The sequence below is a fragment of the Pseudomonas vancouverensis genome, assembly GCF_004348895.1.
In the GTDB taxonomy this organism is placed as follows: Bacteria; Pseudomonadota; Gammaproteobacteria; order Pseudomonadales; family Pseudomonadaceae; genus Aquipseudomonas; species Aquipseudomonas vancouverensis.
This window is the reverse complement of the sequence record NZ_RRZK01000032.1, coordinates 389,399-413,465: the sequence shown is the minus strand read 5'-3', so window position 1 is coordinate 413,465 and position 24,067 is coordinate 389,399. Positions and strand designations below refer to the sequence as shown.

24 protein-coding genes are annotated in these 24,067 nt (G+C 60.9%); 12 read left to right on the top strand and 12 right to left on the bottom strand.

All coding sequences use genetic code 11. From position 1 onward, the window contains the following. The first annotated feature begins 122 nt into the window (after nucleotides 1-122). From fabA to EIY72_RS26105, 3 genes are all read left to right on the top strand, one after another. Nucleotides 123-638, top strand: coding sequence for a 3-hydroxyacyl-[acyl-carrier-protein] dehydratase FabA (gene fabA / locus EIY72_RS26115; RefSeq protein ID WP_003227150.1), 516 nt, complete (start codon nucleotides 123-125; stop codon nucleotides 636-638). An 11-nt stretch (nucleotides 639-649) separates the two neighbouring features. Then, complete coding sequence (gene fabB, locus EIY72_RS26110) at nucleotides 650-1,870, top strand: beta-ketoacyl-ACP synthase I (RefSeq protein WP_007957797.1); 1,221 nt, start codon at nucleotides 650-652, stop codon at nucleotides 1,868-1,870. Nucleotides 1,871-2,165: 295 nt separating this feature from the next. Continuing rightward, a complete protein-coding gene (locus tag EIY72_RS26105; protein WP_093215448.1) occupies nucleotides 2,166-2,354 on the top strand; it encodes a hypothetical protein in 189 nt (62 codons plus the stop codon). Nucleotides 2,355-2,457: 103 nt separating this feature from the next. Here the strand turns inward: EIY72_RS26105 and EIY72_RS26100 are convergent, their stop codons facing one another. The 7 genes from EIY72_RS26100 to EIY72_RS26070 form a co-directional block, all read right to left on the bottom strand. Further along, nucleotides 2,458-3,000: a DUF2058 domain-containing protein gene (locus EIY72_RS26100; RefSeq protein ID WP_093215443.1), complete on the bottom strand. Its 543-nt coding sequence runs from the start codon at nucleotides 2,998-3,000 to the stop codon at nucleotides 2,458-2,460. Between the two features lie 28 nt (nucleotides 3,001-3,028). After that, nucleotides 3,029-3,862 carry a nucleoside triphosphate pyrophosphohydrolase gene (mazG, locus tag EIY72_RS26095; protein ID WP_093215439.1) on the bottom strand — a complete coding sequence of 278 codons (834 nt, stop codon included), beginning with the start codon at nucleotides 3,860-3,862 and terminating at the stop codon, nucleotides 3,029-3,031. Between the two features lie 121 nt (nucleotides 3,863-3,983). After that, nucleotides 3,984-6,227, bottom strand: a complete 2,244-nt coding sequence (relA, locus tag EIY72_RS26090; protein ID WP_093215436.1) for a GTP diphosphokinase — start codon at nucleotides 6,225-6,227, stop codon at nucleotides 3,984-3,986. 121 nt (nucleotides 6,228-6,348) lie between these two features. Then, nucleotides 6,349-7,701, bottom strand: a complete 1,353-nt coding sequence (gene rlmD / locus EIY72_RS26085) for a 23S rRNA (uracil(1939)-C(5))-methyltransferase RlmD (protein ID WP_093215433.1) — start codon at nucleotides 7,699-7,701, stop codon at nucleotides 6,349-6,351. Next, nucleotides 7,701-8,603 carry a cysteine synthase CysM gene (gene cysM, locus EIY72_RS26080; protein WP_045122014.1) on the bottom strand — a complete coding sequence of 301 codons (903 nt, stop codon included), beginning with the start codon at nucleotides 8,601-8,603 and terminating at the stop codon, nucleotides 7,701-7,703. The genes rlmD and cysM overlap by 1 nt, the downstream gene beginning before the upstream one ends. 168 nt (nucleotides 8,604-8,771) lie before the next feature. Next, entirely contained in the window at nucleotides 8,772-10,193 is a 1,422-nt protein-coding gene (locus EIY72_RS26075) for a sensor histidine kinase (protein ID WP_093215430.1), read from the bottom strand. Further along, on the bottom strand, nucleotides 10,183-10,902 hold the full coding sequence (locus EIY72_RS26070; RefSeq protein ID WP_093215426.1) for a response regulator transcription factor: 720 nt from the start codon (nucleotides 10,900-10,902) through the stop codon (nucleotides 10,183-10,185). The genes EIY72_RS26075 and EIY72_RS26070 overlap by 11 nt, the downstream gene beginning before the upstream one ends. Before the next feature lie 216 nt (nucleotides 10,903-11,118). Here EIY72_RS26070 and EIY72_RS26065 point away from each other — a divergent pair, with 216 nt between their 5' ends. The 4 genes from EIY72_RS26065 to EIY72_RS26050 all read left to right on the top strand — a co-directional run bounded on the left by EIY72_RS26065 (nucleotide 11,119) and on the right by EIY72_RS26050 (nucleotide 15,926). Beyond that, nucleotides 11,119-13,872: a response regulator gene (locus tag EIY72_RS26065; protein ID WP_093215423.1), complete on the top strand. Its 2,754-nt coding sequence runs from the start codon at nucleotides 11,119-11,121 to the stop codon at nucleotides 13,870-13,872. A 145-nt stretch (nucleotides 13,873-14,017) separates the two neighbouring features. Beyond that, nucleotides 14,018-15,010 carry a 2-hydroxyacid dehydrogenase gene (locus tag EIY72_RS26060; protein ID WP_093215418.1) on the top strand — a complete coding sequence of 331 codons (993 nt, stop codon included), beginning with the start codon at nucleotides 14,018-14,020 and terminating at the stop codon, nucleotides 15,008-15,010. A gap of 77 nt (nucleotides 15,011-15,087) precedes the next feature. After that, entirely contained in the window at nucleotides 15,088-15,522 is a 435-nt protein-coding gene (locus tag EIY72_RS26055; RefSeq protein WP_007988765.1) for a hypothetical protein, read from the top strand. Further along, complete coding sequence (locus EIY72_RS26050; RefSeq protein ID WP_093215415.1) at nucleotides 15,522-15,926, top strand: META domain-containing protein; 405 nt, start codon at nucleotides 15,522-15,524, stop codon at nucleotides 15,924-15,926. The genes EIY72_RS26055 and EIY72_RS26050 overlap by 1 nt, the downstream gene beginning before the upstream one ends. A 73-nt stretch (nucleotides 15,927-15,999) precedes the next feature. Here EIY72_RS26050 and EIY72_RS26045 read toward each other — a convergent pair whose 3' ends face one another. After that, entirely contained in the window at nucleotides 16,000-16,467 is a 468-nt protein-coding gene (locus EIY72_RS26045; RefSeq protein ID WP_093215411.1) for a TlpA disulfide reductase family protein, read from the bottom strand. A gap of 114 nt (nucleotides 16,468-16,581) precedes the next feature. On the opposite strand from EIY72_RS26045, the gene arsC reads away from it, so the two are divergent. Genes arsC through EIY72_RS26030 form a run of 3 tightly spaced genes read left to right on the top strand, consistent with a single transcriptional unit; the run spans nucleotide 16,582 to nucleotide 17,956 of the window. Then, a complete protein-coding gene (gene arsC / locus EIY72_RS26040; protein WP_093215407.1) occupies nucleotides 16,582-16,935 on the top strand; it encodes an arsenate reductase (glutaredoxin) in 354 nt (117 codons plus the stop codon). Next, nucleotides 16,932-17,528: an NAD(P)H:quinone oxidoreductase gene (gene wrbA / locus EIY72_RS26035; RefSeq protein ID WP_093215404.1), complete on the top strand. Its 597-nt coding sequence runs from the start codon at nucleotides 16,932-16,934 to the stop codon at nucleotides 17,526-17,528. Before arsC ends, wrbA begins: the two co-directional genes overlap by 4 nt. A 2-nt stretch (nucleotides 17,529-17,530) precedes the next feature. Next, the gene (locus EIY72_RS26030; protein WP_093215401.1) at nucleotides 17,531-17,956 is read left to right on the top strand and encodes a DUF2069 domain-containing protein; all 426 of its coding nucleotides are present in this window, start codon (nucleotides 17,531-17,533) and stop codon (nucleotides 17,954-17,956) included. A 41-nt stretch (nucleotides 17,957-17,997) separates the two neighbouring features. On the opposite strand, the gene EIY72_RS26025 is transcribed toward EIY72_RS26030, so the two are convergent. Beyond that, nucleotides 17,998-18,672, bottom strand: coding sequence for a DNA-3-methyladenine glycosylase I (locus EIY72_RS26025; RefSeq protein ID WP_093215397.1), 675 nt, complete (start codon nucleotides 18,670-18,672; stop codon nucleotides 17,998-18,000). Nucleotides 18,673-18,799: 127 nt separating this feature from the next. Next, nucleotides 18,800-19,624: a tRNA 2-thiocytidine(32) synthetase TtcA gene (gene ttcA, locus EIY72_RS26020; RefSeq protein ID WP_093215394.1), complete on the bottom strand. Its 825-nt coding sequence runs from the start codon at nucleotides 19,622-19,624 to the stop codon at nucleotides 18,800-18,802. A 287-nt stretch (nucleotides 19,625-19,911) separates the two neighbouring features. Between ttcA and EIY72_RS26015 the strand changes: the two genes are divergently transcribed. Both EIY72_RS26015 and EIY72_RS26010 read left to right on the top strand, forming a co-directional pair. Beyond that, complete coding sequence (locus EIY72_RS26015; protein WP_093215390.1) at nucleotides 19,912-20,514, top strand: Yip1 family protein; 603 nt, start codon at nucleotides 19,912-19,914, stop codon at nucleotides 20,512-20,514. Between the two features lie 154 nt (nucleotides 20,515-20,668). Continuing rightward, nucleotides 20,669-21,163, top strand: coding sequence for a SprT family zinc-dependent metalloprotease (locus EIY72_RS26010; RefSeq protein ID WP_093215387.1), 495 nt, complete (start codon nucleotides 20,669-20,671; stop codon nucleotides 21,161-21,163). A 27-nt stretch (nucleotides 21,164-21,190) separates the two neighbouring features. On the opposite strand, the gene EIY72_RS26005 is transcribed toward EIY72_RS26010, so the two are convergent. After that, nucleotides 21,191-22,372, bottom strand: a complete 1,182-nt coding sequence (locus EIY72_RS26005; protein ID WP_093215384.1) for a CaiB/BaiF CoA transferase family protein — start codon at nucleotides 22,370-22,372, stop codon at nucleotides 21,191-21,193. Nucleotides 22,373-22,516: 144 nt separating this feature from the next. After that, a complete protein-coding gene (locus tag EIY72_RS26000; RefSeq protein WP_093215380.1) occupies nucleotides 22,517-23,851 on the bottom strand; it encodes a dicarboxylate/amino acid:cation symporter in 1,335 nt (444 codons plus the stop codon). Nucleotides 23,852-24,067: the final 216 nt, after the last annotated feature.

Sequence of the window (24,067 nt, the reverse complement as noted above, 5' to 3'; positions counted from 1 at the left end):
GGTGCTGTGACTTTCACCACAACGCAATAGTCTATGAGTAGGCTGCCGGTTCGAGGCATGAACGCTTCGATCGGCCGGGAAGATTTGCCCCACCTGCCGCATGGGACTATTGAGGAGCTCGCATGACCAAACAAAACGCCTTTACTCGGGAAGATCTGCTGCGCTGCAGTCGCGGTGAGCTGTTCGGCCCAGGTAACGCGCAACTGCCCGCCCCGAACATGCTGATGGTTGATCGCATCACCCTGATCAGCGAAGAAGGCGGCAAGTACGGCAAAGGTGAATTGGTCGCCGAGCTGGATATCAATCCGGACCTGTGGTTCTTCGCCTGCCATTTCGAAGGCGACCCGGTGATGCCAGGCTGCCTGGGCCTCGACGCCATGTGGCAACTGGTCGGCTTCTTCCTCGGCTGGCAAGGCCTGCCGGGCCGTGGCCGTGCGCTGGGTTCGGGCGAAGTGAAGTTCTTCGGCCAGGTCCTGCCGACCGCCAAGAAAGTCACCTACAACATCCATATCAAACGCGTCCTCAAGGGCAAGCTGAACCTGGCCATTGCCGACGGTTCGGTGACTGTCGACGGTCGCGAAATCTACACCGCCGAAGGCCTCCGGGTCGGCGTGTTCACCTCCACTGACAACTTCTAAGGGTTATTCGCATGCGCCGCGTCGTTATCACTGGTCTGGGCATTGTTTCGTGCCTGGGCAATGACAAAGAGACCGTCTCCGCTAACCTGCGTGCAAGCCGCCCTGGCATCCGGTTCAACCCGGAATATGCTGAAATGGGTCTGCGTAGCCAGGTTTCCGGCTCCATTGACCTCAACCTTGAAGAACTGATCGATCGCAAGATCTATCGCTTCGTCGGCCACGCGGCAGCTTATGCCTACCTGGCCATGAAAGACGCCATCGCTGACTCCGGCCTGACCGAAGAGCAAGTGTCGAACCCGCGTACCGGCCTGATCGCCGGCTCCGGTGGCGCGTCCACGCTGAACCAGATGGAAGCGCTGGACATCCTGCGCGAGAAAGGCGTCAAGCGCGTCGGCCCATACCGTGTTACGCGGACCATGAGCAGCACCGTTTCGGCTTGCCTGGCGACACCGTTCAAGATCAAGGGCCTGAACTACTCCATCGCGTCTGCCTGCGCCACCAGTGCTCACTGCATCGGTACGGCCATGGAACAGATCCAGATGGGCAAGCAGGACATCGTCTTCGCCGGTGGCGGTGAAGAAGAGCACTGGAGCCAATCGTTCCTGTTCGACGCCATGGGCGCTCTGTCCAGCAAGCGTAACGACACCCCGGAACAAGCTTCCCGCGCCTACGACGCCGACCGTGACGGTTTCGTCATCGCTGGCGGTGGCGGCATGGTCGTGGTTGAAGAGCTGGAACACGCTCTGGCCCGCGGCGCGAAGATCTACGCCGAAATCGTTGGCTACGGCGCAACGTCCGACGGCTACGACATGGTTGCCCCGAGTGGCGAAGGCGCGATCCGCTGCATGCAGCAGGCGCTGTCGACCGTCGACACCCCGATCGACTACCTGAACACCCACGGCACTTCGACCCCGGTCGGCGACGTCGCGGAAATGAAAGGTGTGCGTGAAGTGTTCGGCGACAAGGCCCCGGCCATCAGCTCCACCAAGAGCCTGTCGGGTCACTCCCTGGGCGCCGCCGGCGTTCACGAAGCGATCTACTGCATGCTGATGATGGAAGGCAACTTCATCGCCGGTTCCGCCAACATCGACGAGCTGGACCCTGAAGTGGCCGATCTGCCGGTGCTGACCAAGACCCGCGAAAACGCCACCATCAACACCGTGATGAGCAACAGCTTCGGTTTCGGCGGCACCAACGCCACGCTGGTACTGAAGCGCTGGGAAGGCAAGTAATTCCCCGCTGCTGAGCCACACATGAAAACGCCCCGACTGGTTCGGGGCGTTTTTTTTGCGCCCGACAATCACCGCCAGCGCTCACAGGGTTCTCGGTTGACCGGGAAGATGAAACGTTTGTCATGAAACTTACCGCCCTGCGACCGAATGTCGCGTGCCAGGCGGGCTGCAGGACTTTATTCAATTTTGCAAAAGACTGTTGCCAAATCGAGGAGTTTACTTAGCAAGCTAACAAATTCTATAACAGAGTCCTGCACACGCCTTGCTGCAGACAACAGAGATTTGGAGCTAGCAGATGACTGTAAAAGTAACTGAACGCGACGATTCACATAAATCCCACGAAGGCGTAGCCGCCGGCATCCGGATCTGGGACGTGCACCAACAAGACCTGCTGGTCGGGATGTTCCACAACGAAACCGACGCTCACAACTACAAGGCCGAACTGGAACTGCTTGAACGGCAACGTGAAACGCAGACAGCCTGAATCAACCACAGCATTGAAAACGACAAACCCCGCCATGAGCGGGGTTTGTCGTTCTGGGTGTTTCAGGACCGTTTCGCGGCCCGGAGGCAACTCAGTCCATCGCTTACCACATCAGATCATCCGGGATCACGTAGGCCGCGTACGGATCGTCCTCGGCAGTGACCTCTTCGACCTTCTCGTTGAGCTGCACGATGCGCTGCGGGTCGCGCTCCTGGATCTTCAGCGCCGCTTCACGGGGGATCACTTCGTAGCCGCCGGCATGGTGCACGATGGCCAGCGAACCGCTGCTGAGCTTGTTGCGCATCAGCGTGTTGACGGAGATGCGTTTGACCTTCTTGTCGTCGACGAAGTTGTAGTAGTCCTCGGTCGTCAATTTCGGCAGGCGCGAGACTTCGATCAGTTGCTTGACCTGCGCAGCACGAGCCTTGGCCTCGGCCTTCTCCTGCTGCTGGCGGTTGAGCTCCTGGTCACGCTTGACCTTCTCGGCCATGGCTTCCTGGGCCGCACGCTGCTGCGAGTCATCCAGCTCGATCTGGCCTTTGTGGGCCAGGCGTTGCTGCTTCTGTTTGTCTTTGCTGACCTGCTTGGCCTGCTTCTGGTTGACCAGCCCTGCTTTGAGCAACTGGTCGCGAAGGGAAATGCTCATGGTGCTTATTACTCACTTAGGCAACTGCTCAACCGCAGCTGGGCACATTCTTTTCCTGACGTTTGGCTTCACCCCACAGGGCGTCCAACTCTTCGAGGGTGCAATCTTCCATGGGACGACGGGTGTCGCGCAATGCCTGTTCGATAAAACGGAAGCGTCTTTCGAACTTGCCATTGGCGCCACGCAACGCGGTTTCCGGGTCGACCTTGAGGTGGCGCGCCAGATTGACCACGGTAAACAGCAGATCGCCGATTTCGTCAGCCACGGCTTCCGAGTCATTTTCGGACATGGCTTCGAGCACTTCATCAAGCTCCTCACGGACCTTGTCGAATACCGGCAAGGCGTCCGGCCAGTCGAAACCGACCTGCCCTGCCCGCTTCTGCAATTTTGCCGAGCGAGACAGTGCGGGCAAGGCTGCCGGTACATCATCGAGCAGTGACAGTTGCTGCGGCTCGGCGGACTTTTCGGCACGCTCCTCGGCCTTGATTTCTTCCCAACGCTGCTTGACCTGCTCTTCGCTCAGGCGCGGGACATCCAGCGGCGCGTACAGGTCACCGGTAGGAAACACGTGGGGATGCCGGCGAATCAATTTGCGGGTGATGCTGTCGACCACGCCGTCGAACTCGAAGCGCCCCTCCTCCCGGGCCAGCTGGCTGTAATACACCACCTGGAACAGCAGATCGCCCAACTCACCCTGCAAGTGGTCGAAGTCGCCGCGTTCGATGGCGTCGGCCACTTCGTAGGCTTCTTCAAGGGTGTGCGGGACGATGGTGGCGTAGGTTTGCTTGAGGTCCCACGGGCAACCGTATTGCGGGTCGCGCAGGCGGCTCATGAGGTGCAGCAGGTCTTCAAGTGAATACATTTATCGAACTCTGCAAGAACCTGTGGGAGCGAGCTTGCTCGCGATTGCGGGCTGACAGGCAACGTAGATGTTGAATGTTAGATCGTCATCGCGAGCAAGCTCGCTCCCACATTAATTACCATCAAGGCGTACGGTTTCGCCGGGTTTCGATGATGTTCGGCAACTGGGAAATCCGTCCCAGCAACCGCCCCAGTGCATCCAGCCCCGGAATCTCGATAGTCAGGGACATCAGCGCAGTGTTGTCCTCCTTGTTCGAGCGGGTGTTCACCGCCAGCACGTTGATCCGCTCGTTGAGCAGCACCTGCGAAACGTCACGCAGCAGGCCGGAACGGTCGTAGGCGCGAATGACGATGTCCACCGGGTAGGTGAGCACCGGCACCGGTCCCCAGCTGACCTGGATGATCCGCTCCGGCTCACGACCGGACAATTGCAGCACCGAGGCACAGTCCTGGCGGTGAATACTCACGCCACGGCCCTGGGTGATGTAACCGACAATCGCATCCCCCGGCAGCGGCTGGCAGCAGCCGGCCATCTGGGTCATCAGGTTGCCGACGCCCTGGATCTGGATGTCGCCACGCTTGCCCGGTTTGTAACCGGTGGCTTTGCGCGGAATCAGTTCAAGTTGTTCGTTGCCACGCTCCGGCTCGACCAGTTGCTGCGCCAGGTTGACCAGTTGCGCCAGGCGCAGATCGCCAGCACCGAGGGCGGCGAACATGTCCTCGGCGGTTTTCATGTTGGCCTTGTCGGCCAGCTTGTCGAAATCCACCGCCGGCAGACCGAGGCGAATGAGCTCGCGCTCAAGCAGAGTCTTGCCGGCCGCGACGTTCTGGTCACGCGCCTGCAACTTGAACCAGTGGACAATCTTCGCCCGCGCCCGGGACGTGGTGACGTAGCCCAGGTTCGGGTTCAGCCAGTCGCGGCTCGGGGTGCCGTGCTTGCTGGTAATGATCTCGACCTGCTCACCGGTCTGCAGGCTGTAGTTCAGCGGTACGATGCGCCCGTTGATCTTGGCGCCGCGGCAGTTGTGACCGATTTCGGTGTGCACGCGATAGGCGAAGTCCAGCGGCGTCGCCCCCTTGGGCAAGTCGATGGCGTGCCCGTCCGGGGTGAAGATGTAGACCCGGTCAGGCTCGATATCGACCCGCAGCTGTTCGGCCAGGCCACCGATGTCGCCCAGCTCTTCGTGCCACTCCAGCACCTGACGCAGCCAGGAAATTTTCTCTTCGTAGTGGTTGGAGCCAGACTTGACGTCGGTGCCCTTGTAGCGCCAGTGCGCGCAAACCCCCAGCTCGGCTTCTTCGTGCATCGAGTGGGTACGGATCTGCACTTCCAGCACCTTGCCCTCAGGCCCGATCACCGCCGTGTGCAACGAGCGGTAGCCGTTCTCTTTCGGGTTGGCGATGTAGTCGTCGAACTCTTTGGGGATGTGCCGCCACAGGGTGTGGACGATACCGAGCGCGGTGTAGCAATCGCGCATTTCCGGCACCAGCACGCGAACGGCGCGCACGTCATAGATCTGGCTGAACGCCAGACCCTTGCGCTGCATTTTGCGCCAGATCGAATAGATGTGTTTGGCCCGACCGCTGATGTCGGCATCAACGCCCGTGGCTTGCAGTTCGTTTTTCAGCTGGCTCATCACGTCACTGATGAAGCGCTCGCGATCCAGCCGTCGCTCATGCAACAGCTTGGCGATCTGCTTGTACTGGTCCGGCTCCAGGTAACGGAAGGACAGGTCCTCCAGCTCCCACTTGATATGACCGATCCCCAGGCGATGGGCCAGCGGCGCGTAGATGTCGAAGACTTCCCGGGCGACGCGGTTGCGTTTTTCATCGTCGGCGGTTTTCACCGCGCGGATCGCGCAGGTGCGCTCGGCCAGCTTGATCAGGGCGACGCGAACGTCGTCGACCATGGCCACCAGCATCTTGCGCAGGTTTTCCACCTGGCCCTGGGTGCCCAGCACCATCGACTTGCGCGGGCTGAGGCTGTCGCTGATCGCGGCCATGCGCTGCACGCCGTCGATGAGTTTGGCGACGACCGAGCCAAAGCGCTGGCTGACCGCGGGTAACGGGATCTGGCCTTCACGCACGCCGCGATAGAGGATGGCGGCGACCAGTGAGTCCTGATCGAGTTTGAGGTCGGCGAGAATCTCGGCGATCTCCAGGCCGTAGCGAAAACTGGAGTTTCCTTCCGACCACAGATTCTTGGCCGCATTGGCCTGTTGTTCCGACTCGCGAGCGAACTCGCAAGCCTCTTTCAAGGCTTCGCGATCCAGTGCCAGATCGACACTGACCGCATGATCGAGCCAAGCCTCGAGATTGATACTGCCGTCGGTGTTGATCGGCTGGTGTGCTCTCACCTGTACCATCTTGCTTACCTTCCCTACGACGCAGATTCAATGCGTCAAATCGCTGACCTTCGTTGCCCGTGAGCTTGCGCGGGGCTGATGCGCGGCTGCACGGACGGGCCAGTCGGACCAGACGAGCATCCTAGCTCGCTTCAAATAACGCCATGGCCTCGACATGTGCCGTTTGAGGAAACATATCGAGAATCCCGGCACGTTTTAACCGGTAGCCCTGCTTGATCAATTCAACCGTATCGCGCGCCAGCGTTGCCGGGTTGCACGACACATATACCAACCGTTCGGCGCCCAGTGCCTTGAGCTTGCGCACCACCTCGAAAGCACCGTCACGCGGTGGGTCCAAGAGTACCGCACAAAAGCCTTCGGCGGCCCATTCGGCGCCCGTCAAAGGCTGGGATAAATCGGCCTGAAAAAACCTGGTGTTATGCAAATTGTTGCTAGCGGCGTTGGCAGCGGCCCGATCGACCATCACCTGCACCCCTTCGACCGCCACGACTTCGCGCGCTGCCTGTGCCAGCGGCAAGGCAAAGTTACCCAGGCCGCAGAACAGGTCAAGAACGCGCTCGTCCGCCGTCGGCTGCAACCACGCCAGCGCCTGGGCAACCATGGCTTCGTTGACCCCGGCGTTGACCTGGATGAAATCGCCGGGACGATAGGCCAGGTCCAGACCCCATTGTTCCAGGCGATAACCCAACGTCTGATCGGCCTCGACCGGGTAGGGCTCGCCGTCACCATGCAGCCACAACTGGGCTTCATGGAACGCGCAGAAATCCTTGAGGATGGTCAGGTCAGCCTCGGACAGCGGCGCCATGTGCCGCAGCAGCACCGCCAGCGATGACCCGCTGAACAATTCCACATGCCCCAGTGCCTGAGGTTTGCTCAGGCGACGGAGCATCTCTGGCAAGCGGGTCATGATCGGCTGCAAGGGCTGTACCAGCACCTGGCATTCGTTGATGGCGACGATGTCCTGGCTGCCGGCGGCGCGGAAACCCACTTCGAGTTTCTTCGCTTTCATATCCCAGCGCACCGCCACGCGGGCGCGGCGCCGGTAAGCGAATTCAGGACCACTCAAGGGCGCGGCCCACTCCTCGGGTTCAACGCCCGCGACTTTGGACAGTTGCTCGGCGAGCATGCGCTGTTTCAGGGCGAGCTGTTCGTTATGAGGCAGATGCTGCACGCTGCAACCGCCGCAGCGACCGGCATGGGCGCAGGGTGCCGGACGGCGCAGTTCACTGGCCTTGAACACGCGCTCGGTGCGCGCTTCGACCACTTTGCCATGGGCACCGAGCACCCGCGCCTCGATCTCCTCACCGGCCAATGCGCCGATGACGAACCAGGTGCGGCCTTCGAAAAACGCGATACCGCGACCGTCGTTGGCCAGGCGCTCGATGTTCAGGCGCTGCTTCTTGCCGGTCGGGACTTGCGGGGCCTTGCTGCCGCCGGTGGGCTGGAAGCGCAGGCCTCTCTCATGCTTGGCCATCAGTTGGGCGCGTCGAAAATGCCGGTCGACAGGTAACGGTCGCCACGGTCGCAGATGATCGCGACGATCACTGCGTTTTCAACTTCCTTGGACAGGCGCAACATCGCCGCCACGGCGCCGCCGGAAGACACGCCGCAGAAGATGCCTTCTTCGCGGGCCAGACGACGGGTCACGTCTTCGGCTTCGCTCTGCGCCATGTCGACGATGCGATCGACGCGATCCGCTTGATAGATCTTCGGCAGGTATTCCTGGGGCCAACGACGAATGCCCGGGATGGCCGAGCCTTCCATCGGTTGCAGGCCGATGATCTGCACGCTGTCGCTCTGTTCTTTCAGGTAGCGCGAAACACCCATGATGGTGCCGGTAGTGCCCATCGAACTGACGAAATGGGTGATGCTGCCCTGGGTCTGGCGCCAGATTTCCGGGCCGGTGGTGGTGTAGTGCGCCTCGGGGTTGTCACCGTTGGCGAACTGGTCCAGCACCTTGCCACGGCCTTCGGCTTCCATACGCTGGGCGAGGTCGCGAGCGCCTTCCATGCCTTCTTCCTGGCTGACCAGAATCAGCTCGGCACCATAAGCGGTCATGGCCGCCTTGCGTTCAGCGCTGGAATTGTCAGGCATGATCAGGATCATCTTGTAACCCTTGATCGCGGCCGCCATGGCCAGGGCGATCCCGGTATTGCCCGAGGTCGCTTCGATCAAGGTGTCGCCTGCGTGGATCTGCCCGCGCAACTCGGCGCGGGTAATCATCGACAGCGCCGGACGGTCCTTGACCGAACCCGCCGGGTTGTTCCCTTCGAGCTTGAGCAAAAGGGTATTGCTGGTGGCGCCGGGCAGGCGCTGCAAACGGACCAGCGGAGTGTTGCCGACGCAATCGGCGATGGTTGGGTACTGCAAGGTCATGGCGTATTCGCAATCCAGACTGCGGGGGCGCCTATCATACCGGCAAACCCGCGCAGGCCATATCACGCAAAGTGTGGTGCTTATGGTTTATGGGAATAAGGCTGAGAGATGCATTGACGCTGCGGGCTTCATCGCGAGCAAGCTCGCTCCCACAAGGATCCTGGGTGTTCATGCGTTCTGTGATTGGAAAGCGGTCAATGTGGGAGCGAGCTTGCTCGCGATGGCGTTTTCATCGACCCCGCTGTCATCCGCCAACAAGCGCATATTCAGACGCAACCCGCTCCCGGTGTTCTGCGCCCACAGCTGTCCGCCCTGACGCTGCACCGCGTTGCGCGCAATGCTCAGGCCGAGGCCGAAGCCACCGTCTCCTGGCCGGGAGCCATCAAGCCTGGTGAACGGCAGGAAGATCCGCTCCAGCTCCGCCTCGGCCACACCGCCACCCTGATCTTCCAGCCACAGAAGCCAGTACCGACCCTCGCGCCGCCCACCGAGTTGGACTACGCCTCCTTCGGGCGAATGGCGGATGGCATTGCGCAGGATGTTCTCCAGCGCCTGGGCAAGGGTATTAAGGTGTCCGCGCACCCAGCAGGAGGCATCCACCGAGCACTGTAACTGCGATGTCGGCCAGTCGCTTTCATAACAGGCGTTCTCCGCGAGCATTTCCCACAGAGCCTGAACCTGAATGGCTTCGTCAGGCAAGCGCGTACGCTCGGTGTCCAGCCAGGCCAGTTGCAGGGTGTCTTCGACCAGACGCTGCATGCCATCGACCTCGCGGCCGATACGCTCGCGCAATGGCTCCAGGCCCTGCTCGCTCTCGCTGGCCACGCGCAGGCGGCTCAGCGGTGTACGCAGTTCGTGGGACAGGTCGCGCAACAATTGTTGCTGCATGGCCACGGTGCTCTGCAGGCGTTCGGACATGTGATCGAACGCCCTGCCCAGCTCGCCCAGCTCATCCGGGCGATCAGTGGTTCGCGTCGACAAGCGCACATGCAACTGATCGGCACGCCAGGCGTTCGCCTGTTCGCGCAAATGATTGAGCGGTACCACCAACAGGCGATAAAGGCCAACGCACAGCAGCAAGGTGAACAGGCCAGGAATCACGCCATTGGTGATCACCCGCCAGAACACCCGGTATTGACCGGGCACGAAACGTTTCGGCAATTCGATGACCAGGCTGCCGGCGGAAGGGTCTTCGGGAAAGGGGATGCGCATCCACGGGCGGCCTTTCTTGTGGATCGGCCAGTCCAGCCCACGCAGGAAGGTCAGGTGTTCGATTTCCGCGTCGGTCAGAACCTGACTGCTCAAGGATTGCAGGTCGCCACCAATGACTCCGACCCAGCTCTTTTCGACCTGTTGCAGCTCCTGCAGCCAGTCGTCCACACCCGCACGATGACCTTGCTCCCACGCTCGCTCGGCAGCAGCGGCATAACGGGTCAGGGTGCCTCGCGCTTCATCCGAGAGGAATTGGTTGCGTTCCTCCATGTAGCGGCCCCAGGACCAACTGAGCCAGATCATCAGCAGGCAGAACGCCACCAACAGGCAGGCCAGCTTCCAGAACAGCGAATGCCGGCCGGGCAGATTACACCTCATCCGTCGCACTCAGGATGTAGCCTTTGCCCCAGACCGTGCGCACTTCACGCTCGGTATAGCCGATGGCCTTGAGCTTGCGGCGAATCTGACTGATGTGCATGTCCAGGCTGCGATCGTGCGCCGCGTAGCCGCGTTGCAGTACGTGCTGATAAAGAAAGGCTTTGCTCGACACTTCGTCGCTGTTGCGATTCAGGGTTTCCAGCAGCCGATATTCGCTGCGGGTCAACCCCGCGGCCTGCTCACCAAAAAACACATCGAAGCGTTCATCGTCGAACCGCAGGCTGTCCGCGGAGGGCGCAGGCACGGTCGGTAGCGGTCGGCGGTCGAGTGCCACCCGCCGCAGGATCGCTTCGATGCGCACGCGCAACTCCGCCATGCTGAAGGGCTTGGGCAGGTAATCGTCGGCGCCCAGGCGAAAGCCACTGATGCGATCGGCCTCGGCGCCCAGCGCCGACATCAGCACCACCGGGGTGGATTGGCTCTGGCGTAACTCGGTCAATACCGCCAACCCATCCATGCCCGGCAACAGGATATCCATCAGTACCACATCGAATGGCTGGCGACGGGCAATGTCCAGGCCCTCCTGGCCATTCTGGCACCAGGTCACCTGGAACCCGCTACGGTCGAGGTGCTCATGAACATAGGCGCCCAACACGAGGTCGTCTTCAATGGCGAGGATTCTGGGATGCGCGGATGCAATGGGAGTCATGACTATCTGCAAATAATTCTCAGTTGATCAATTATTCAAGATTGCCTCGCCGAGGGCAACTCAAGGTTTATTCGATGGATCATTAGGCTGCACACAACGATCCACGACAGCAGCCATTTTTACGAAGATTGCCCGCAAGCAAATCGCTACACTGCGCAAAGCGTGCATGCCAGACGCATGTACAGCTCGATCAACTGCCGGACGCCGGAGAGATGCGTGCTCAAGAAACTGGGAATTAAAGGCCGCGTGCTGTTGCTGACCCTGTTGCCGACCAGCCTGATGGCCCTGGTCCTGGGTGGCTATTTCACCTGGATGCAGCAATCGGACCTGCAAACCCAGCTCATGCAGCGCGGCGAGATGATTGCCGAGCAACTGGCGCCACTGGTGGCCCCGGCGATGGGCCATCGAGACAACGAGTTGCTGGAGCGTATCGCCACCCAGGCGCTGGAGCTGACCGACGTGCGCGCGGTCACTTTTCTGGCCCCTGACCGCACGCCCATGGCCCATGCCGGCCCGACCATGCTCAATCAGGCGCCCCAGGGTGACAGCTCGCAGCTGTTGCGCCGCAGCGGCAATGACGCAACACGTTATCTGCTGCCGGTGTTCGGCAAACATCGCAACCTAGCCGGTGATGTGATCCCCGAAGAAGCCGAGCGCCTGCTGGGCTGGGTCGAGCTCGAACTGTCCCACAACAGCATGTTGTTACGCGGTTACCGCAGCCTGTTCGCCAGCTTGCTGTTGATCGGCGCGGGCTTGATGGGCGCCGCGCTGCTGGCATTGCGCATGGGCCGCACCATCAACCGGCCGCTGAGCCAGATCAAACAGGCCGTCGCCCAACTCAAGGACGGCCATCTGGAAACGCGTTTGCCGCCACTGGGCAGCCAGGAGCTGGACGAACTGGCCTCGGGCATCAACCGCATGGCCGGCACCCTGCAAAACGCCCAGGAAGAATTGCAACACAGCATCGACCAGGCCACCGAAGACGTGCGCCAGAACCTGGAAACCATCGAGATCCAGAACATCGAGCTGGACCTGGCGCGCAAGGAGGCCTTGGAAGCGAGCCGGATCAAATCCGAGTTCCTCGCCAACATGAGCCATGAAATCCGTACCCCGCTCAACGGCATTCTCGGCTTCACCCACCTGCTGCAGAAAAGCGAGCTGACCCCGCGCCAGCTCGACTACCTGGGCACCATCGAAAAGTCCGCCGACAGCCTGCTCGGGATCATCAACGAAATTCTCGACTTCTCGAAGATCGAGGCCGGCAAACTGGTGCTCGACCATATTCCGTTCAACCTGCGCGACCTGCTGCAGGACACCCTGACCATCCTCGCCCCTGCCGCCCATGCCAAGCAGCTCGAACTGGTCAGCCTGGTGTACCGCGACACGCCGCTGTCTCTGGTCGGCGATCCGCTGCGGCTCAAGCAGATCCTTACCAACCTGGTCAGCAACGCGATCAAGTTCACCCGCGAAGGCACCATCGTCGCCCGCGCCATGCTTGAAGACGAACACGACGATACCGTGCAATTGCGCATCAGCATTCAAGACACCGGCATCGGCCTGTCGAGCCAGGATGTACGCGCGTTGTTCCAGGCCTTCAGCCAGGCCGACAACTCGTTGTCGCGGCAACCGGGGGGCACCGGTCTGGGCCTGGTGATCTCCAAGCGTCTGATCGAGCAGATGGGCGGCGAGATTGGCGTCGACAGCACGCCGGGGGAAGGTTCGGAGTTCTGGATCAGCCTCAGCCTGCCGAAAACCCGCGACGATGCCGAAGACTTGCCCTCTGCACCGCTGCTCGGCCGTCGCGTGGCCGTGCTGGAAAATCACGAACTGGCGCGCCAGGCGCTGCAGCATCAACTGGAAGATTGCGGCCTCAGCGTCACGCCGTTCAATACCCTGGAAAGCCTGACCAATGGCGTCACTGCCGCGCACCAGACTGAACAGGGCATCGACCTCGCGGTGTTGGGCATCACCAGCAACGACATGCCGCCGGAACGCCTCAACCAGCACATCTGGGACCTTGAACACCTGGGCTGCAAGGTGCTGGTGCTGTGTCCGACCACGGAGCAGACGCTGTTCCATCTGTCCGTGCCCAACCCGCACAGTCAGTTGCAGGCCAAACCGGCCTGCACCCGCAAGCTGCGTCGCTCATTGTCCGACCTGGTCAACCCGCGCCCGCTGCGCAACGAACCCGGTGAGCCGGTGTCGAGTCGCGCGCCGAAAGTGCTGTGCGTCGATGACAACCCGGCCAACTTGCTGCTGGTGCAAACCCTGCTCGAGGACATGGGCGCCAAGGTGCTCGCGGTGGATAGCGGTTATGCCGCGATCAAGGCCGTGCAGAACGAGACCTTCGACCTGGTGCTGATGGACGTGCAGATGCCCGGCATGGACGGGCGCCAGAGCACTGAGGCGATTCGCCAATGGGAAAGCGAGCGCCATTGCACCCCACTGCCCATCGTCGCCCTCACCGCCCATGCCATGGCCAACGAAAAACGCGCCTTGCTGCAAAGCGGCATGGATGACTACCTGACCAAACCGATCAGCGAGCGACAACTGGCGCAGGTGGTCCTGAAATGGAGTGGCCTGGCGCTGCGCAACCAGAGCCCGGATCGACTGAACGACAGTCATGCCGGTGGCCATGAACTGTTGGTGCTCGATCACGAGGAAGGTCTGCGTCTGGCCGCCGGCAAAGCCGATCTGGCCGCCGACATGCTGGCAATGCTGCTCGCCTCCCTGGAAGACGATCGCGAAGCCATCCACCTCGCACAGCAAAGCAACGACCATAACGCCCTGATCGAACGGGTCCATCGCCTGCATGGCGCGACCCGTTATTGTGGTGTCCCGCAGCTACGTGCCGCCTGCCAGCGCAGCGAAACCCTGCTCAAGCAACAGGACCCAAAGGCCCGCGGCGCACTGGAAGAACTCGACCGGGCCATCAATCGTCTGGCCGCCCAGGCGCGCATGAATGCCTGATGCAACGCAATGGCGCGCCATGAACATCAGTGCACACTCGGTGGCAGCCGGTTTGCCAGCGATGACGGTCTGAAGGGCGATGCAGGTTTTACTACCCTCATCGTCAGCAAGCCGGCGCCTACAGGATGGGGACAAAGGGGACATCATGCGTACGATTCTTTTCAGCAGCCAGAACTACGACCGCGAGAGCTTTCTCGCGGCTGGGCAACCGGCCGGCATCGAGCTGCACTTCCAGTCAGCGCGACTGAGCCCGGACACCGCGGCACTGGCCCAGGGCCACGAAGTGGTTTGTGCCTTTATCAATGATGACCTCGGCCCTGCGGTGCTCGAATGCCTCGCGGCCGGCGGTACTCGCCTGATTGCCCTGCGCTCGGCCGGCTTCAACCATGTCGACCTGCCGACGGCGAAGCGCCTGGGGCTGGACATCGTGCGCGTACCAGCCTACTCACCCCACGCGGTGGCCGAGCACGCCGTGGCACTGGTGCTGGCGCTCAACCGACGCTTGCACCGGGCCTACAACCGCACCCGCGAAGGGGATTTCCGTCTGCAGGGGCTGACGGGTTTCGACCTGGTGGGTAAAACCGTCGGCGTGGTCGGCACCGGGCAGATTGGCGCGACCTTCGCCCGGATCATGCAGGGTTTTGGTTGCACCTTGCTGGCCTACGATCCCTACCCGAACCCGCAAGTCGAGGCCCTCGGAGCTCGCTACCTGAGCCTCCCGGAGTTGCTGGCACAGGCACAGATCATCAGCCTGCACTGCCCGCTCAACGAGCAAAGCCGGCACTTGATCAACCAGCAATCGCTGACGCACATGCAACCGGGCGCCATGCTGATCAACACCGGACGCGGCGGACTTGTGGACACACCGTCGCTGATCGATGCCTTGAAGGACGGTCGTCTGGGTTACCTGGGCCTGGATGTCTATGAAGAGGAGGCGCAACTGTTCTTCGAAGACCGTTCCGACCTGCCTTTGCAGGGCGATGTGCTGGCACGCCTGCTGACCTTCCCCAACGTGATCATCACCGCGCATCAGGCGTTCCTGACCCACGAAGCCCTGGCCGCCATTGCCGAGACGACTTTGCAAAACATTGCCGCCTGGGCCACGGGCACTCCGGAAAATCTTGTCCTGACCGATTGAAACGGATCGAAGGTCATCCACCTGCGCGATACCGCCTGCGAGCCCGTGCTAGCATATCGCGCATATTTGGAGGACCCATGGTCGAACACGATTTCCGCTACAGCCTGATGAACCCGCAACACACCCTCACCGAATGCCGCGCCCTGGTGCCGGGGCGTTATCAAGTCACCGGCAACGGCGGCTCGATTCGCAACAACGATGTGCTGGTCGTGACCCTCAAAGGTGCCAAGGACCTGTCCATGCGCCTGACCGTCGAAACGGTGCGCCACCTGATCAACCCGCCCGGTCAATGGGTGGCGGTTGCCAGTGGCCCGGTGTTCGGCGAACTGGCGATCCACACCTGGCAAGTGAACTGTGACAGCTGCGCCAAGGAGCTGAGCTTCGAATTCGCGGTCGACGCCAAACTGGGCAACAAGGCTGAAAAACCGGCGGCCACTGCGCGGATTGCCGAGTTGGGCTGGACCACCGTCGGCGAGAAGCACCTGTGCCCGAAATGCCAGGAGCCTGCGTGATGAAACGCCTCGCCCTGAGCGCCATGGTCGGCGCCAGCCTGCTGGGCTGCGCCGCCGAGCCGGTGCAACTGCAGCAAAACCGCAGCTATATCCTGGAGTGGATCGGCGAACGACCATTGATGGATTACAGCCACCTGACCATCACCCTGGGTGATGATGGCCGGGCGTATGGCAACGGCGGCTGCAACCACTGGTTCGCGCCGTACACCCTGGAAGGTGACAAACTGACCTTCGGCAAGATCGGCAGCACCCGCAAAGTGTGCCCGCCGGCGCTGATGGAGCAGGAAAAACGCTTCCTCCAGGCACTGGAAGGCGTGCAACGCTGGGACGTTTCCCCGATCGACCAGATGCGTTTCTGGCCGGCCGAGGGCAAACCGTTGCGCCTGTGGCTTGAAGAGGGTTGATCACCCTTTCAAATGAAGGTTGAGCCTGTGGTGAGAGGATTTTTCCCCTCACCACAATAGTCCTCTCCACAGATCAGTTTTTCGCCTGCAACGCCTCCAGCTTGGCAATCACTCCCGCCGCCGTCTGCTCGCCCATCAGCTGTTCCCGCACCTTGCCCTTGTTATCGATGATGTAGGTCACCGGCAACGCCTCGCTGCGCGGTAACTCGAACAGCTCGGAAGGGTCTTGCGCCAGCACGGTGAACTTGATGCCCAGTTTCTCGCTGGCGCTTTTCAGATCTTCGCCTTGTACGTTGTCAAAGTTGACCCCAAACACCCCGATCTTCTTGTCCTTGAGCTGCTCAGCCAATGCGTTCAGCTGAGGAATCTCGGTACGGCACGGCCCGCACCACTCAGCCCAGTAATTGACCACCAGCCATTTGCCGTCCAGACGGTCAGCGGCAACCTTCTGGCCGTTCTGGTCGATCCCATAGTCATTGCCGCAGCCCCCCAGCATCAACGCCCCGATGATTGCCAATGCCGCTGCCAGTCGCCTTGTCATGTCCTGTTCCTTGTCAAAAATTGAATACGCCTGCGACCCATCGCCTCTGACGGTTCTGGATTGCGCGCTGCACAGTTAGAATAGCCGCCACCTTACGCTGGATGCGACCCGCTCATGACCGATATGACGCTTTATCACAACCCGCGCTGCTCGAAATCCCGCGGTGCACTCGAACTGCTGGAAGCCCGTGGCCTGACGCCAACCGTGGTCCGTTACCTGGAAACCCCGCTGGACGCCGCGCACATCACGGCACTGTTGGGCAAGCTGGGGATCAGCGCCCGCCAACTGCTGCGCACCGGCGAAGACGAATATAAAACCCTCAACCTGGCGGACAAGGATCTGAGCGAAGCGCAACTGATCGCCGCCATCGCCGCTCACCCGAAACTGATGGAGCGACCGATTCTCGAAGTCGGCAAAAAAGCCATCATCGGTCGTCCGCCGGAGCAGATCCTGGAACTGCTGCCATGAGTGCGCCGTACATTCTGGTTCTCTACTACAGCCGCAGCGGTTCGACCAACGAAATGGCCCGGCAGATTGCCCGTGGCGTTGAACAGGCCGGCCTTGAGGCGCGCTTGCGTACCGTGCCGGCGATTTCCACCGAATGCGAAGCAGTGTCGCCGGATATTCCGGACGAGGGCGCGCTGTATGCCAGCCTCGACGACCTGAAGAACTGCGCCGGTCTGGCCTTGGGCAGCCCGACCCGCTTCGGCAACATGGCCGCGCCACTCAAATACTTCCTCGATGGCACCAGCAATCTATGGCTGACTGGTGCACTGGTGGGCAAACCGGCCGGTGTGTTCACCTCTACCGCGAGCCTGCACGGCGGCCAGGAAACCACCTTGCTGTCGATGATGTTGCCGTTGCTGCACCACGGCATGTTGATCACCGGCCTGCCCTACAGCGAGTCGGCCCTGCTGGAAACCCAGGGCGGTGGGACGCCTTACGGTGCCAGTCATCACGCTGGCGCCGATGGCAAGAACGGCCTGGATGCACACGAAGTGGCTCTGTGCCGCGCGCTGGGCATGCGCCTGGCCAAGACTGCACAGAAACTGGAGGGCTGAGGGTGGCCAGGAAGCCGAAGATACTACCCGCCATCGACTGGCTCGAACCGCGTGTCAAGGCGATGCGGGTGATCAGCCTGTTGTGCTTTTTCGGCCTGGTGGGCCTGTTGTGCGTGTATTACCTGGCGATCGCCGATCTACATGGCGCGCGACCCTGGGTCATTCTGCTGATCGAACTTGTGCCTTTGTTGATCCTGGCGCCCGGCATGATCGTCGGCAGCCCTCGCGGGCATTCGTGGATGTGCTTTGTGGTGAACCTGTATTTCATCAAGGGCGCACTGGCCGCGTATGACCCGAATCGACAAGTCTTCGGCTTGCTGGAAATGGGCGCAAGCCTGGCGGTATTCTGCTCGGCCCTGCTGTTTGTGCGCTGGCGCTATCAGCTGAACCGCAAACTGGCGGGTGAAGGCGAGCCCTCCGTCGCCTGACAGGCCGCCATCGCTGGCAAGCCTGCGATGGCGCTACTGCCTCAGTGGTTGACGGTGTACGCCAGCATCATCGAGATCTGGCTCATCGGCCGTCCGCCACTGTCCTCGTGCCACTGATTGAACACCTCCTGCACCAGTGCCAGGTCGCGCAGGCTGGTGGGCACCTTGTCGATGATGTCCTGGGCATTCAATGCCGCTACCACGTCGTAGCTCGGCACAAAGGTGTCCTTGCCGATCATGCGCAGAAAGCGTGGCGCCGACAGGCCGCCCAACTGATGGCCGCGCTTTTTCAGGAAAGTCCACAGACCGACGATATCGGTCACCGGCCAATCGGCGATCAACGCACCGAAGCTGCCCTGCTCATGGGCCACGTCCAGCACGAACTGCGCGTTGCGCGGCACACTCTTGAGCTTGCCCAAGTGGCGAATGATCCGCGCATCCTGCATCAGCCGCTCAAGGTGCTCGGCACTCATCAGCACGACTTTTTCCGGGTCGAAGCCGAAGAACACCTCTTCGAAGGCCGGCCACTTGGCGTCCACCAGGCTGTGTTTGAGCCCGGCACGAAATACCCGCAAGGCCATCATCGAGAGGTAGCGATCGTCGCTGATCTTGCGCAATTGTGCCGGGGTCTTGGGCACGGGCAGATGGGCTTCCAGCTCTGCCGCTGAACCGAAGCGGTTCAGGCAGTATTCGTTCAGCCACTTGTAGTCGCGCATGCCCTCTCCTGAAAAATAAAAATGACCTGTAGGAGCGAGCTTGCTCGCGATAGCGGTTGTTCAGTCAACATAGGTGTTGAATGTACCAACGCCATCGCGAGCAAGCTCGCTCCTACAGTAATGGTGTTTAAAGGTTTACGACGTTGACGAAGCGCGAAGCCGCCGACTCGTCGATCTTCAGGCTGGTGAAATCGAACAGGTTACGATCCGCCAGCTGCGACGGGATCACGTTCTGCAGGCTGCGGAAGATGCTCTCGGTGCGGCCCGGGGTCTTGCGCTCCCAGTCCTGCAGCATTTCCTTGACCACCTGGCGTTGCAGGTTTTCCTGGGAACCGCAGAGGTTGCACGGAATGATCGGGAACTGCTTGAAGTCCGAGTAGGCCTGAATGTCTTTCTCGTTGCAGTACGCCAGCGGGCGGATCACCACGTTGCGGCCGTCGTCGGCACGCAGCTTCGGTGGCATGGCCTTGAGCGAACCGTTGAAGAACATGTTCAGGAAGAAGGTCTCGACGATGTCGTCGCGGTGATGCCCCAAAGCCATCTTGGTCGCACCGATTTCATCGGCGAAGGTGTACAGCGTGCCGCGACGCAGGCGCGAGCACAGCGAGCAGGTGGTCTTGCCTTCCGGAATCAGCTCCTTGACCACCGAGTAGGTGTCTTTCTCGACGATGTGGTACTCGACGCCCAGCTCTTTGAGGTACGCCGGCAGCACGTGCTCGGGGAAGCCCGGCTGCTTCTGGTCCATGTTCACGGCGACGATCTCGAACTTGATCGGTGCGACCTTCTGCAAGTGCATCAGCACATCGAGCATGGTGTAGCTGTCCTTGCCGCCGGACAGGCAGACCATGACCTTGTCGCCGTCTTCAATCATGTTGAAGTCGGCAACCGCCTCACCGGCCTGTCGGCGAAGGCGCTTTTGCAGTTTGTTCTGGTTGACCGTAAGAGTGCCCATGACGCGAAATCCGTGAGGTGTGACGAAAGGCGGGCATTTTACGCAAAAAACAGCGCAAGGGCGAAGTGCCTCAGGTCCCGTCAATCGATTCACCGGCTACAGACCCTGCGGCGATTACCAACGCTGTTTACAGCGCGATTTGCTCTAAAGCCCCTACTTACGCTAAGGAAACTCCTTCCTATACTGCGACATATGGTCGCATTTTCCAGACCTATGACTTGCTGGGCCGCATTGGCCCGTAAGCGCTCCACTGGGGGGCGACGGTAAAAACAAGAGGAGTGACTGGCATGATCCATCACGTAGTGGGGCTCTTCACCCACCCTGACCAAGAATGGAAAGAAATCCGTGGCGACCAGGAGGAAAGCATCAGCCACATGTACCTGACCCACACCCTGATCCTGGCGGCGATCCCTGCCGTGTCCGCGTTTATCGGCACGACCAAGGTCGGCTGGGTCATCGGCAGTCGGGCGCCGGTGATGCTGACCGTGGAAAGCGCGGTCTGGATGACGATCATGTCCTACCTGGCGATGCTCGGCGGCGTGGCTGTAATGGGGGCTTTCATCCACTGGATGGCGCGCACCTATGACGCCAACCCCAGCCTTGCCCGCTGCGTCGCGTTTGCAACCTACACCGCAACACCGCTGTTCATTGGTGGCCTCGCCGCTCTCTATCCACACTTGTGGCTGGGGATGATCGTCGGCACTGCGGCCATCTGCTACACGGTCTACCTGCTGTACGTCGGCCTGCCGACCTTCATGAACATTCCCAATGACGAGGGCTTCCTGTTTTCAAGTTCCGTGCTTGCCGTCGGCCTGGTGGTGCTGGTCGCCATCATGGCATTCACCGTGATCGTCTGGGGACTCGGCGTGGGGCCGGTCTATACCAACTGATATTCGACATTCGAATCAACACTGCCGACACAGGCCGCCGCAAGGCGGCCTTTTACTGCATGGGTAGAAAATGCTGGATGACCGCTCAGCGCATCAACGATTCGCAAGGCCCGGAGGTTGCGGCATACTCGACTGCTCTGGAGATCCATCAAGCATGCCCGAGCAACTCAATACCCGCGTCGAAGACTGTTTCCAACTCGCCGAATCCTTTTTCAAACGACCTTTCAAACGCCCCGTGGTGAGCCTCAAGCTGCGCGGGCAAAAAGCCGGTGTCGCGCACTTGCACGAGAACCTGCTGCGCTTCAATCCGCAGCTCTATCGGGAAAACACCGAAGACTTCCTCAAGCAAACCGTGGCCCATGAGGTCGCGCATCTGATCGCCCATCAATTGTTTGGCGACCGTATCCAGCCCCACGGCGAGGAGTGGCAACTGATCATGCGCGGCGTGTACGAACTGCCGCCCAACCGCTGCCACACCTATGACGTCAAGCGCCGCAGCGTGACCCGGTACATCTATAAGTGCCCGTGCGCCGACAGCGATTTCCCTTTTTCGGCGCAGCGCCACAGCCTGGTGCGGCAGGGTCGGCGGTATCTGTGCCGGCGTTGTCGGCATACCTTGGTGTTTAGTGGGGAAATGCGGGTCGAATAGTGATTTTTGTAGTGGCTGGAACGGACGCTAGAGAATCACCTTGTTACGCCGCAACGCCTCCACCCGCTCAAGACTGAAACCCAACTCCCCCAGTACCTGATCCGTATGCTGCCCCAGCGCCGCGCCAATATGCTTCGGCTCAGGCAAGCCCTCGGAAAACTTCAACGGACAGGCCATCTGCACCTGCATCGATCCATCACCACGCGGTACCTGTGTTACCAGCTCGCGTGCCTTCAACTGCGGATGACGCAGCGCTTCGCCGAGTTTCAATACCGGCTCGACACAGGCATCCAGCTCGGCAAATAGCGCGCACAACTCGGCAAAGTCGTGTCGTTCAAACTCGACCTTCAGCGCCTCCTTGAGCTGCTTCTGCTGTGCCGGCAACGGCGACAATCCAAGCCCGGCCAGTTCTTCCAGGCCCAGCGCCGTGCACAATTGCTTCATGAACGCCGGCTCCAGGCTGCCGACCGACAACCAGCGGCCGTCACGGGAGCGGTAGTAGTCATAAAAGCTGCCACCATTGAGTACCTGGTTTTCCGGCCCCGGTTCGACTCCACAGGCGAGGTAGCCCGCGCCAGCCATGGCGTTCAGGCTGAATGCACAGTCGGTCATGCTCACATCCAGGTGCTGGCCCTGCCCCGTCTGCTGGCGGGCAATGACCGCCGCGAGCAAGCCGATCACGCCGTGCAGCGAGCCGCCGGCAACGTCCGCGACCTGCATGCCCAACGGCAGCGGCCCGCTGTCGGCGCGTCCGGTATAGCTCGATAAACCCGCCAATGCCAGGTAGTTGATGTCATGCCCGGCGCGATCCTTGTAGGGTCCGGTCTGCCCATAGCCGGTGATCGACACATAGATCAGTCGCGGATTGATCGCCTTCAAGGCTTCATAGCCCAGGCCCAATCGCTCCATGACGCCGGGACGGAATTGCTCCAGCACGATGTCGTGATCCTGCAGCAGCCGCTTGATTACCTCCAGCGCCTCGGGTTGCTTCAGGTCCAGGGCCAGGCTGCGTTTATTGCGGTTGAGGTAAGCATGGCTGGCCGACACGCCATGGTCATGGGGTGGCAAGACCCGCAGCAGATCCATGCGGCTCGGTGACTCGATGCGCAGCACTTGCGCGCCCATGTCCGCCAGCAACAGCGAGGCGAACGGCCCCGGCAACAATGTCGAGAAATCCAGAATCTTCAGTGATGCCAGTGGACCGAGCATGAGCGTTCTCCCTAGACGATGCCCTCAGCCTAGGCAGCCGATGGCCACACGGCAATCACCTTATACGTCACGTGCAGTGACCGTTACGCTCAAACGCCGGGCATGAAAAAACCCGCCGAAGCGGGTTTTTCAGTACAGCCTGAGTTACTTGACGTTGCTTGGAGTCGCGCCTTCAGCCACGCCCAGATCGTCCTGTGGACGCTCTTCGGCGATGCCGCGACCACCGGAAGCCAGTTCGGCCTGCAGCACGTCGGTATCCAGCTCCTTGGTCCACTTGGCGACCACGATGGTTGCCACGGCGTTGCCCACCAGGTTGGTCAGGGCACGAGCCTCGGACATGAAGCGGTCGATACCGAGGATCAGCGCCAGGCCGGCCACTGGCAGGTGGCCAACGGCGGACAAGGTAGCAGCCAGTACGATGAAGCCCGAACCGGTAACACCGGCCGCGCCTTTGGAGGACAGCAGCAACACCACCAGCAGGGTGATCTGGTGCGTGATGTCCATGTGCGTATCAGTGGCCTGGGCAATGAACACCGCCGCCATGGTCAGGTAGATCGCGGTGCCGTCGAGGTTGAACGAGTAACCGGTCGGGATCACCAGGCCCACTACCGATTTCTTCGCGCCCAGGCGCTCCATCTTGATCAGCATGCGTGGCAGTACGGATTCCGAAGAGGAGGTACCCAGTACGATCAGCAGCTCTTCACGGATGTAGCGGATCATTTTCAGCACACTGAAGCCGTGCATGCGGGCGATGCCACCAAGAACGACCAGGATGAACAGCACGCAGGTGATGTAGAAGCAGGCCATCAACTGACCCAGCTGCACCAGCGAGCCAACGCCGTAGGCACCGATGGTGAACGCCATCGCACCGAAGGCACCGATAGGGGCAAGCTTCATGATCATGTTGATGATGTTGAACATCACGTGGGCGAAGCGATCGATGAACTCCAGCAGCGGGCGGCCGTAGTCACCCAGGCGATGCAGGGCGAAACCGAAGATCACCGAGAACATCAGCACTTGCAGGATGTCACCGGTGGCGAAGGCGCCGACGATGGTGGTCGGGATCACGTTCAGCAGGAAGCCGACGACGCTCTGGTCGGCACCGGCAGCCACATACTGGGCCACTTTGGAGGCGTCCAGGGTCGACACGTCGATGTGCATGCCATTGCCTGGCTGCACGATGTTGACCACGACCAGACCGACCAGCAGGGCGATGGTCGAAACGATTTCGAAATAGAGCAGTGCGTAGCCACCGGTCTTGCCGACCGACTTCATGCTCTGCATGCCGGCGATACCGCTCACGACCGTACAGAAGATGATAGGGGCGATGATCATCTTGATCAGTTTGATGAAACCGTCACCCAGTGGTTTGACCGCCACACCGAGCTGAGGGTAGTAGTGACCGAGGGCGATACCGATGACAATTGCAACGATCACCTGGAAATACAGGGATTTGTACAGTGGCTGACGAGTCGTCATTGCAAAGTTCCTCAAGAGTGCCCGGAGACAACATCCATCTGTTGTCCGCACACCGCAATTGCGAACCCTCCTGCACTGGAGGGATTTGTTTTTTCGAGCTGCTCGACGGCAGACTTCTGCCCGTTACATCGCAAGCCCCGTGCCACCTTGTACAAATTCCCTGCAAGCCTTTGTCATCAAGGCTTACAACTTTTCCCCTGTCACAATTTGCATTCA